The organism is uncultured Sphingomonas sp. (assembly GCF_964237155.1).
GTDB lineage: Bacteria > Pseudomonadota > Alphaproteobacteria > Sphingomonadales > Sphingomonadaceae > Sphingomonas.
Genome location: NZ_CAXSHH010000027.1, coordinates 21,900 through 33,526, shown reverse-complemented (window position 1 = coordinate 33,526; position 11,627 = coordinate 21,900). Strand labels below are relative to the sequence as shown.

The following is an 11,627-nucleotide window of genomic DNA, read 5'->3' as shown; positions in this document are numbered from 1 at the left end:
CCAATGTCCAAAACCGGGGAGCCAAAAGCGGGCCGTGAGCGTCCGGGTATGGGTCGTCCTGGCTCTGAAAGAGTGCGCCTTAACGGTAACGATGTCGGGGGTATCGTGAACAACTTACGAAACCGCCGATTGATTGCAAACCAGTAACAACCGATTTTTGTCTGTAAAACATAACGTCTTCCACACGTAACATTTCGGCCCCTGAAAGGTCATCCGCCGTCGCTACGCACCGCTGCAAGGCAAACGCTACCACGGGGATCTGCGCCATGGATCGAAATCGACACCCGTTTTCGGGCACGCTGCCGTTGACCTTTGCGGCATTGGTAGGGGCCACGCCTATACAGGCTCAAGTCGCGCCCGCGTCGCCAACACGAGCAGCTGCAGAGGAAACGCAGCACGACGATATCATCGTGACGGGCACCTACGCGAAAAGCCTGGCCGCTGCCACGGAGGCCAAGCGCACCGCAGGGTACGGTGTGGACTCGATCGCCTCGACCGATATCGCCAAGTTCCCGGCGCAGAACGTTGCCGAGGCACTTCAGCTGGTCAGCGGTGTTGCGATCACACGTCCTCGCGGCGAGGGCCTGTACGTCAGCGTGCGCGGCCTGGGTCCGCAATTCCAGAGCACGCTGCTCAATGGGCGGACGATCGCGATCAACGAACTGATCGAGAATGGCGGTGCCAATGGCCGCCAATTCCGGTTCGAGGTGCTGCCGGCCGAGTTCGTGTCGCGGATCGATGTCGTAAAGACGCCGACCGCCGACATGACCGAGGGCGCGCTGGGCGGCAATATCGACGTACAGACCTTCCGTCCGCTGGAAATCGACGCGCGTACGACGCTCAACGTCCGCGGTACCTACACGGATCATACCGGCAAGGTGGAGCCCAACGCCACGATCCTGACGAGCGCGAAGAGCAACGACGGCACGTTCGGCATCCTCGCCGGTGCGCAATATTGGGGCAAGCAGGTCCGCAACGACCGGTTCTTCAACTTCGGTTGGGTCCGCAACCGGCTAGCGGCTCCGCTGGGTGCCGACATCTATGCGCCCACCCGTACCCGGCCGACGATCGAAACCGAACATCGCGAGCGGATTTCGGGCATCGTATCGGCGCAATGGCGCCCGACGCCGGAATTGGAAACGACGCTGGACGTCCTGGCGACGCGGCTCGACGTGGCATATGACGAGTTTGGTCTCGACATCTTCCCCGATGACACGAGCGTCCCCGGCCGCATCCCGATGCTGGTCCCGGGTTCTACCCAGGTGGACGGCGACACGCTGGTGCGCGCGACGGTCAACAATGTTCGGTTCATGGCCACGCGCGAGCGGAGCCTGAACCGGCACGACCTACTGACGATCGGTCTGCGACAGCTTTGGAGTCCGGGCCGATGGCGAGTGAGCGCGAACATCAACTGGTCCGACGCGCATAGCTATCACCCAAGCTTTAAAGACGCCACGGTGCGCAGTCGCGTCGCCTTCTTCGCGCCGTTTACCTACGATGCGACGGGCGGTTACAAGATGCTGCCGACGCTGGGCACACCGGTCGATCCGGCCAACCCGGCGAGCTATGTCGGTTTTCCATTCGATGTGGCGTACAAGGACAGCAAAGACCGGGATGTGTTCTCGCGGCTCGATGTCGCGTACGAGTTCGACGGCGTGCTGACGAAACTGGCGGTCGGCGGCGAGTATCACTGGCGCGAGCGAGATTATGATCGGCGCGACTTTGTGCTGAACGATCTCGTCAACGTTCCGCTGCCGACGATTGGCCAAAGCTTCTACGAGCCTCTGCCCTATGATAATTTCCTGAAGAACGTTCCGGGCGTTATCCCGCGCAACTGGGTGGCGCCGGTGACGCAGGCGTTCTTCGACCGCCTGTTCTCGCCGACGATCGCCGCCCGACCGCTCGGCAATGCCGACCTCCTGTCCTCGTTCGTGGTCGAGGAGAAGATCGCTGCGGCCTATGTCCGTGCCGACTATGCATTCCCGCTCGGCGCGATCGACGTCACTGGCAACCTCGGCATTCGCTACGTCCACACCGACCAAGTCTCGAGCGGTACGCTCGTCAACGGCACCACGCCGACCCCAGCAAACTTTCCTCAAAAGTTCAACAACGTGCTGCCCAGCTTCAACTTGCGGGCCGAATTGACGCCAACCCTCCTCGGGCGATTGGCGGCGTCGCGGGTGCTGACCCGGCCTAATGTCACCGACACTGCCCCGCGCATCGTCGTCGCACGCGATAGCCCGGTGGCGAGCGGGGGCAATCCGGCGTTGAAGCCGTTCCTCGCGACGCAGTTCGACGGCTCGCTGGAATGGTATTTCAACCGGCGCGGCGCGCTGACCGGCGCGATCTTCTATAAGACGCTGGACGATTACATCACGGCGGAAAACGTCGATATCGAGGTTCCCGGCCGTGGCACGATCCTGCTCAACACGCAGATCAACGGCGGCTCGGCCAAGCTGTACGGCGCTGAAGTGGCCTATAACCAGGTCTTCACCTTCCTGCCTGCTCCGTTCGACGGGCTCGGCGTGCAGGCATCCTATACCCGTACCGAGGTGCGGGCGGAGTATACCGTGGGCGCGCGGACGATCCGCAACCGGCTGATCGGACTATCGAAGCAAAGCTACAATGTGGTCGGTTTCTACGAGAAGGGACCGGTTTCGACGCGACTCTCCTATGTCTGGCGCGATCGCTATCTGACCAGCAACGGCAGCACGACCCAGGCACCGATCTACGCCGCACCGTTCGGCTCGCTCGACGGAAACCTGTCGTTCCAGGCAACCTCCAACGTGACCCTCAGCGTGGAGGCGATCAATATCGCGCGAGCAAAGGCGTATAGCTACAACGACGACGTGCTTCGCTTCGGCGAGATCAACTATTACGGCCGGACAGTCCTGTTCGGCGCGCGGGCGGAGTTTTGAAGATGATGCGGATCCCTCTCCTGCTCGCGGCGGCCGCACTGGCGGCCGCTGCGCCGCCGTCACCCGACGCGACGATGAAGCTGAACGACATCCAGGTACTAGGCTCGCACAATAGCTTCAAACGACAGATCTCGCCCGCCGTCATGAAGATGCTGCGCAAGATGAATCCGAAAACGGCGGATTCGCTCGATTATCAGCACGGGCCGCTGACGCAGCAGCTCGATACAGGCTTGCGCCAACTCGAGATCGACGTCTTCGCGGATCCGACCGGCGGTCGCTATGCCGATCCGGCAGGCGAGCGGCTGGCTCGAGCCGCAGGCGAGGCGACCGGCTTCGACCGCGCGGCGATGCTGAAGCCTGGATTCAAAGCCTTCCACGTTCCCGACATTGATTATCTAAGCAATTGCCCGACGCTGGTCGGTTGCCTTCGTGAAATCGATACCTGGTCGCGCGCGCATCCGGGGCATCTGCCGCTCATGATCACGATCAACGCACACGACGTGCCGATCGGCAGGCCCGGCATCACCGATCCGCTCCGACTGGATGGCCCAGCGCTCGATGCGCTGGACGCAGAAATCCGCTCGGTGATCGCTCCCAACCGGCTTATAGTTCCCGACGACGTGCGCGGAAAGGCGGCCACGTTGCGCGATGCTGTGCTGGCGGACGGCTGGCCGGCGCTGAAGGCGGCACGCGGCAAGATAGTCCTGCTATTCGACGTGCCGGACGATATCGCACACCGTTATCGCACCGGTCATCCGTCGCTCGCGGGACGGGCGATGTTCGCCTTTTACAATGACGCACAGCCGGAGTCGGCCATGATCGTGGTTCAGGACCCGATCGTCGATGGCGCTAAAATCCGTCGCTGGGTCGAAAAGGGGTACATTATCCGCACCCGTTCCGACGCGGACACGGTCGAGGCGCGATCGCGCGATCTGCGCAAGGCACACGCGGCCGCGGCTAGCGGTGCACAGGCGATTAGCACAGACTATTACCCCGGCGCACCCGACCCGCAGGGCCGCCGCTTTTCCGTCACCCTCCCGGGCAGCGCGACGGAGCGATGCAACCCGGTACGGCGGGTAAGCGGATGCGATCTCGTCAAGTGAAACCGTCTTCGCTGTCCACAACTTGTGGCTGGCTATCACCGAAATCGAACGCGAGACGAAGAGGCTCAGGTCGTTGTAGCGATTTTGAAATATCAGTAGTCGCCGTCTGCACTATTGGTTGAACAAAGATCAGCTATTGTCGATCATCAATCCAAAGCGGCTATTCCGCTTTGCTACGACTGCTTGTTATATCGACATGGTCCGGAGCTCCTAAGTTTATCAGGCCATTGATATGAATCGGTGTCCGCTGTTGAAGGGGCGGCGACCTAGGCTCAGGACCTATCAACGGGCTTGCGGATCGCGCTTCGAGTTAATTCAGTAGCGACGTCGAGGAGGCGATGCTGATGAACCTGACGTTGCTGAGCGAGGCGCAGATGCGCCGGATCGAGCCCTACTTCCCGCTGCCGCACGGCATTCCTCGCGTCGACGATCGCCGGGTAATGAGCGGCATCGCGTTCGTGATCAGGAACGGCCTGCGCTGGCGAGACGCGCCGCCAGGCTATGGCCCGCACAAGACGCTCTACAACCGCTTCATCCGCTGAAGCCGGATGGGCGTGTTCAACCGCATCTTCGCAGACCTGGCGGCGAAGGGCGGGCCGCCGGACCAGCTCATGATCGACGCCACACACCTCAAGGCGCACCGCACGGCCGCCAGCCTGCTTAAAAAGGGGCTATACCCCGACGTATCGGTCGCACCAAGGGCGGCCTGAACTCCAAGCTGCACGCCGTCTGCAACGAGCGCGGGCGGCCTCGCGTCATGCTGCTCACCGAGGGTCAGGTCAGCGACTACAAGGGCGCGGCCACCATGTTGCCCGCCATGCCGCAAGCGCCCGTGCTCATCGCCGACCGGGGCTACGACGCCGACTGGTTCCGTGCAGCGCTCCGCTCAGGCGACATCCGTCCGTGCATTCCCGGTCGTGCCAACCGGTCCAAGCCGATCCGCCACGGCAAGCAGATCTACCGACACCGTCACAAGGTCGAGATCATGTTCGGAAGGCTCAAAGACTGGCGGCGCATCCACACCCGCTACGACCGCTGCGCCCACACCTTCATGTCCGCCATCGCGCTCGCCGCCACCGTGCTGTTCTGGCTACCCCGTAATGAGTCCTGAACCTAGAACCAATAACGTGATCACCTTGCCGTGCCTAAACCCACGCGCAAAGACTTCTTGCACGAGCTGGATGGTGAACACTTATTCGATTTCTTGCTCCACCTGCGGAGCTACGCCCAGATCGCTTCCATATCGTGATGAACTTTTACAGAAATTGCATCAGCAAAGAGTGCTGGAAGGCGTGACGCTATCCGTCTTTAAGTCTTCGACTTTACGCTACGCGGTTTACGCCAGAACGCCCCGCCTCAATGCGAATATCTCCAGCTTCGCCAACAAAAGGTTGCGCCGCGGCTCCGGAAGCCAAGCCGACCGAAAGGCGTTACGCTCGATTCGCACTAGCTCGGCTCTGGTAAGCAAGCTGTGCGCTTGTGCCTTGATAAGCACTTCATTCAAGTACTCGCCACCCATATAGGCGGGATCATCCGAGTTGATCGTCACCATCAGGTCTTTATCAAGCATCGCGCGGACCACGTCGATGGTCCGCCCGCCGCCCCGCACCGCGCCCGAGAAGCCTGGGCAGACCGTGAAGCACAGGTTGCGCCGCCTCGCTAGCGCCATCAGTTCCGGCGACTCCACGATATTGCCGCCGTGATCGATACGATCAGCCGCCAGATCGACGATGGCTTGGCGGATGTGACGTAGCGTGTCGTCCTGGTTGAGGTCGCAATGCATAGTGACCTTGAGCCCGGCCGCACGCGCCTTGGCGAAATGGTCGGCGAATTGAATCGGCGGATGACCCTTCTCGTCCGAGTCGAGGCCAACCCCGACCAGGTAGCGCTTCATTGGCAGTGCCGCGTCCAGCGCCGCCATGGCCGTGTCCGTCGGCATGTCGCGCACGAAGCACAGGATTAATTGCGACTGGATGCCCAGCCGCGCCGCGGCGTCGACGCGCGCGCGCGTGATCCCGCCGATCATCGCCTCCATCCGAACGCCGCGCTTTAGATGCTCCTGCGGATCGAAGAACATTTCGGCGTAGAGAATGTTCTGCGACGCGGCCTTCCTGAGATAGGCGAAGGTGAGATCGTAGAAGTCGGGTTCGCCCACGAGCACCTTGAAGCCGTCGTAGTAAACGGCGAGGAAGCTCGGCAGATCGTGGAACACGTAGCTGCGTTTCATCGCCGCGACGTCCGCAAACGGCAGCGTCACCCCATTTCGACGCGCGAGGGCAAACTTCATTTGCGGCTCGAGCGTACCTTCGAGATGGACGTGATACTCGGCTTTCGGCATCTCGGCGATGAACTGGGCGATGTCGTCGTCGTTGCCGCTGCTCTGCGCCGCACGCGCCGGTCCCGCGCCGAGCATTGGCGCACAAAGCGCCGCACGGATCAGATCCCGTCTGTCGAACATCTCCGTTCTCCTCATTTTGTTCGTTCCATATGCCTGAATGAACGGATCGTCTCGGCCGGGACCGGCGGTCCATCTTCATCCGCGACGAGGCTCGGCGAGAGCGCCCGTCGGTTCAACGCCAACGACGATACGCCCTTGGATGTCGGCGATCCCGGTGCGCGTCATCCATGCAGACGTATTCGCCTCGACGACGCGCGTCAGGCCCGTGCGGCGGCGACCATCACGTCGGTCATTGCGGCGGCGTGTCGCGGTAGCGGTCCCATCTGCCGATCAGTTCGTCGACCACCTTCGACCCGACGAGATACAAGCTCTCGACCGATACGTTCATCGCCGAATAGCCCTCGTTCTCGCGCAGGAGATAGTCGGCGGCGGTGATGCCGGGCGGCGGCATGGTGAAGTTGCTGCCCGTGCGCAGCACCAGCACTCGCTTCTTGTCGACCTTGCCGATCCGGTCGAGGTAATTGATCGCCTGGAGCGTGCCGGTCTCCTCCATCGCGGAGGTGACGAACTCGCCTTTCCGACTGGTCCAATAGCCGACCCAATCGTTCGCCCAATCATTCATCATCTTGCCGTGCCAGAACGTCATCGCCGAAAGCTGGTCGCCCTTCAGCACGAACGGCGGGCGTTGCGCGTTCGGATAGCCGGTGTAGCGGGCGCGTTCCGCCTTGATCCCCGGATCGTCGGGCAGCGTCATGTCCTTGGTCAGCCCGTAGGCCCAGTCGCGCAGGGCCAAATTGACCTCGAACAGCTCGCCTCTCGGGTTCGGCGGCTTCCGGTCACCGGGCCCCTGCGTGTCGAGCGGGAAGAACCCCGACTTCCAGCCGGCAGGGATCTCGCGCGCGTCGATCTCGTGCGCGAGGTCGCCATCGACCGAATAGCGCGCCCACGCGGCCGAGCCGATCGATGCGTCCGCCGGATCGATCCCGGCGATGCCGGCGATCAGCCAGTAGGCGCGCGACAGGTCGAACCGCGGGTCCAGCCCCAGCGCCATGGTGGCGGTCGCCGACTTCGCCGTTCCAACCCCGGTCACCACGCCGAGGATTTGGCTGTCGGGATTGTAATAGAGATCGTGGAACGAATGCGGGAAGGCGATGCGCATATCGAGCTTGCGCCGCTCTTTCCACAGCTGGAACTCACCCGGTGCATCGCCCGTGTCCTTGCCGATCTCGAACATGGTCACGATAACGACGCGGACAGGCAGCGGGCTCGCGCAAGGCGCGCCCGGCTTGCACGTCGTCACCGCGGAGAGATCGGGGGCGGCCGGGTCGGGCGATGCAGGAGTCGCGCTGGCAGCGGCAAGCCCCAAACCGAGTCCGACAAGCGACGCGAAATGTTTCACAGGATGCATGCCGAGCTCCTTGAACTGCGACGTCCGCGGCGGATGCCGACCCGCCGAGGCCTGATCAGATTTTGTACACGATGGAGGCCTGGAAGCTGCGCGGCTTCTCGGGCAGGACGATGGTGCTGCCGAAGAGCTCGGTGAAGTTCGCGCGGAAGTATCTCTCGTCCGTCGCGTTCTTCACGACAAGGCGGAACAACCAGTCGTCCTTCTCGAACGAGGCACCGATGTCGAACACGGTATAAGCCGGCAGCCTCACCACTCGTGACTGACCGGAAAAAACCGAACCGACATGAACGACGCTGGCGTTGAACGCGAGGCCATTGTCGAAACCGTAGGTGGCGGTCGCCGAATATAGGTTTGTTGGAATGCCCGCGCGGCGCGATGCGTCTGCATCCGGGATCGGAATCAGTCCTATCGGCTGTCCGCCCAAGTAGAGCGACGGGTCGCGAACATTTACCAGATCCTCGATCCCAAAAAAACTGAACGCAGTGCCCTCGCCCTGAAAGGTGAGGTTATACACCTTCGTCCGGGTGTAAGCGGCGCTGACCAGCAGGTGCCTATCGACGGACCATCGCAGTTCCGCCTCGACCCCCTTCGTCTCGACCGACTGGTTCACCGTCGTCGACTGCACGTTGCGGTCGGTCCGCGACTGCTCGTAGACCGACACCGCGGCATAGAGACGATCGTCGAGGAAGCTGCCCTTAATTCCGCCTTCGTACAGCTTGGACGCGGCTACGAAGATGCCCTGCACATCGACGGGCGCAAGCTCGGCACCCTGCCCGACCACGATCGTCGTCTGGCGCGACGCCGTCACATATGGGATCAGCCCGAACGGCAGCTTGTACGAGGCGCTGGCGGTCCACGACCACTCGTCATTGTTGCCGGTCGCGGACAGAATGGCGGGCGCGACCCGCACCCTCGTTGTATCGACAGAAGACTTAGCATCAATCGTATCGTAACGTGCGCCAAGGATCAGATCGAGGCCGAAGTCGAAATCGAGATCGGTCAGCCCGGCGAACCCGTAATCGGTATAGTGACCCCGGACATAGCTCGTGTAATCGCGCCCGGACTCGGTGGATAACAGGCGGTCCGATAACGGTGAGTATCCCTGCGTCAGATCGACCCGACTGAAATACTCGAAGTCGAAATCGTCACCGTGCAGGAACTCGGTGTAGCGGATCGATGGCGACAGCTGGAACGAAAAATTTCCGGCAGCGGTCGAGAACGACTTTGCGAAGACAATCTTATCCTCGATCACCCATGATTCGTGAAATTGCGAAAAACCATAGTTATTCTCGTTTATGTTATCATACCCATCGTAGAATAGCTGGTTTTTGATTTCCAGGTTATTATCACCGGCGAAGATGATGTCGAAATAACCGGTCGTCACTTTGTTGTCGAGTCGGTCGTCGGGACCGGTGAGCACGTTCCTGCGGCTCAATTGGGCGGTGCCGACATCACGCAGCGCGAGTTGGGGATAGCTGGTGGTGAAACACGCGTCGGTGAAGCCGGCAGCAACAACGCCGGGCGTGGCCGTGCCCCGCGCGCAACCGAACGTGCCGAACGGGTTGAAACTGCCGGCGGGAATGAACTCCGCCGGCGAAAGCTGCCCGTCGCCGTCGGTGTCCAGGGGCTGCGCGCTGCCGGTGATGTACGTGCCGTTGTCGACCAGGTCCTGCGTTAGTCGGTTCCAGCCACCGTTCTGCTGGCCGCGGAAATTCTGGTACATGCCGCCGAACTCGATCCGGACGCGGTCCGTCAGGTCATTGTCGAACGACGCCTGAAGTATGGTCTGACGGGTCGACATGTTGCGGTAATAGCTGTCCGAGTCCTCGACCTCGGCGTACAGGCTGTAACCGAACTCGGCGTTACCGAAACGCGCCGGGCCGCGGATGTTTGCCTTGAGCACGTTGCGATCCCAACTGCCGGCGGTGTAGCTCACCTCGCCCTGCGGGGAGGACAGCAATGCGCCGCCCTTCACGCGCGCCGATTTGGGCACGAAGTTCATGTAGCCGCCGGTCTTCGACGGGCCGAATATTGGTGAGGCGGGGCCTCGCACGATGTCGATCCGGTCCGACGAGCCGATCGGAGTGGGATAGTTGCCGGGATTGTCCAGCCGCCGGACGCCACGGAAATAGACCTCGCCGGGCGTTCCGCGAATATCGAGCGCACCGCCGACGCCGAAGAACGAGTTGGTGAACGTGCCCGGTGCCTGCGCAACGAGATCGTAGATGTCGGTGATGCCGAAGCGTTCGATCTGCTCGGTGCTGATCGTCGAGGCGGATCGCGGCGTCTCCACCAGGGTTTTGTCGAAGCCGAAGATCGAGCCGACGTCCTCTACCGGAAGGGCATTCAGCGCGCCGGTGACGACGACCTCCTCTTGGTTGGGCTCCTGCGGCAGTGCGGTCCCGGCAGCCTCCTGCGCGCGGGCCGGAGCGGTCAGCGCGGTGCAGAACAGCAACGCGCCCACGGTCAGGATAGCCGATTTTCGAGATGGCGCGCCGGATAACACGGAAAGTTCTGGCATAGACGTATATCCCCCAAGATCCGCCGAAAGCACCCTCCCGACGTGCCATCGCCAGACAATAATGTCCTGATGATTTCGTCCAACTTCAGCCGGTGAGCCGTGCACAGTGTCTGCGCCACGGTCCGGCAGTCAGTGCTCCGAGCTTCCGTGGCGACACGGTCGCGAGAGCCTCCCAAAGTCGTTTCTCTAGCGTTATAGGGTGGACTAAGGTTCACGGCCGGTGCAATCAAATGCAATGAACGCTATGACCCGTTGCCGAAATTAGAGCAGGTCAGGCGCCAGGACAAATCGATGCCGGCCTTTTCGCGCTTTCTTCGCTACTTCCTAGTGGTCGGTCGTCTCGGCTCGATCCGGCGCGCGGCGGACGAACTCAACATCTCCGCCTCGGCGATCGATCGGCAAATCCTGAATGTGGAGGCGGAACTCGGTGTGCCGCTGTTCGAGCGGCTCCCGACGGGGCTGCGGCTGACCGCAGCGGGTGAGGTCATGATGGCGGCGGGCGGACGCTGGCGAAAAGACATGGCGACGGTACGCACGCAGATCGAGGACCTGCGCGGGCTAAAGCGCGGGCATGTCGACATCGCCATAATCGACGCGCTGGCCAAGGGTTATATCCCGCGCACGATCCAGACCATCAACCGCAACTATCCAGGCATCACCATCGGCGTCCACGTCTTGGAAAACGACGCGGTGCGCCGCGCGATCACCACGGGCGAGGTGGATTTCGGCATCTTCTTCGGCCCGGCATCCTACAGCGACATAACGGTACGCGCCTATGCCGAAGTGGTGCTCGGCTTCGTCACGCCGGCGGGGCATCCTTTCGGGCAGCGGGATGAAGCACGCTTTTCCGCGGCTGCCGGCTCCGCGCTGATCGTGCCGAGCGAGCCGCTGGCGGTGTGTCAGCAGATCGCCGTACTGGAGGGCGTGACCGGAACGGTGCCAAACCGGACGGTAACGTCGGACAATATCCAGATGATCAGCTCGCTCGTCCTGCAAGGCGTGGGCATTGGTATCCTCACCTCGCTTGACGTCATAACCGAGGTGAAACGCGGGCTGCTGTCGTTCACGCGCATCTCGGATGCGGTCCTGCGTCCGATGACGCTCGCGCTGTGCACCGCCACCGCGCGTACGCCCTCCTATGCAGCGGGGATCGTCCTGGCGGAGATAGATCACGGCTTTTCGGCGCTTGATTATTCCGCGGCGACTGCGCCGTCGAGCGATGACGCCGCTCGGACTGGATCGTCCGCATCGCTCGGGTGACGCGAAAGTTCCGTTACCC

At 62.1% G+C, this 11,627-nt stretch carries 6 protein-coding genes and 1 pseudogene; 4 read left to right on the top strand and 3 right to left on the bottom strand.

Annotation, left to right across the window (positions count from 1 at the left end):
• Positions 1–410 precede the first annotated feature (410 nt).
• The 3 genes and pseudogenes from ACFE71_RS08165 (at position 411) to ACFE71_RS08155 (ending at position 5,132) form a co-directional block, all read left to right on the top strand.
• Positions 411–2,918: a TonB-dependent receptor gene (locus ACFE71_RS08165; protein WP_375428305.1), complete on the top strand. Its 2,508-nt coding sequence runs from the start codon at positions 411–413 to the stop codon at positions 2,916–2,918.
• A 2-nt stretch (positions 2,919–2,920) separates the two neighbouring features.
• Positions 2,921–4,021 carry a Ca2+-dependent phosphoinositide-specific phospholipase C gene (locus ACFE71_RS08160; protein ID WP_375428309.1) on the top strand — a complete coding sequence of 367 codons (1,101 nt, stop codon included), beginning with the start codon at positions 2,921–2,923 and terminating at the stop codon, positions 4,019–4,021.
• Positions 4,022–4,362: 341 nt separating this feature from the next.
• A pseudogene (locus ACFE71_RS08155) lies at positions 4,363–5,132 on the top strand (IS5 family transposase).
• Between the two features lie 225 nt (positions 5,133–5,357).
• Here ACFE71_RS08155 and add read toward each other — a convergent pair.
• From add to ACFE71_RS08140, 3 genes are all read right to left on the bottom strand, one after another.
• Positions 5,358–6,479, bottom strand: a complete 1,122-nt coding sequence (add, locus tag ACFE71_RS08150) for an adenosine deaminase (RefSeq protein ID WP_375428304.1) — start codon at positions 6,477–6,479, stop codon at positions 5,358–5,360.
• Positions 6,480–6,708: 229 nt separating this feature from the next.
• Positions 6,709–7,827, bottom strand: a complete 1,119-nt coding sequence (locus ACFE71_RS08145; RefSeq protein ID WP_375428303.1) for a purine nucleoside permease — start codon at positions 7,825–7,827, stop codon at positions 6,709–6,711.
• A gap of 55 nt (positions 7,828–7,882) precedes the next feature.
• Positions 7,883–10,348, bottom strand: a complete 2,466-nt coding sequence (locus ACFE71_RS08140) for a TonB-dependent siderophore receptor (protein WP_375428302.1) — start codon at positions 10,346–10,348, stop codon at positions 7,883–7,885.
• A 291-nt stretch (positions 10,349–10,639) separates the two neighbouring features.
• Here ACFE71_RS08140 and ACFE71_RS08135 point away from each other — a divergent pair, with 291 nt between their 5' ends.
• Entirely contained in the window at positions 10,640–11,608 is a 969-nt protein-coding gene (locus ACFE71_RS08135) for a LysR family transcriptional regulator (RefSeq protein WP_375428308.1), read from the top strand.
• Positions 11,609–11,627 lie beyond the last annotated feature (19 nt).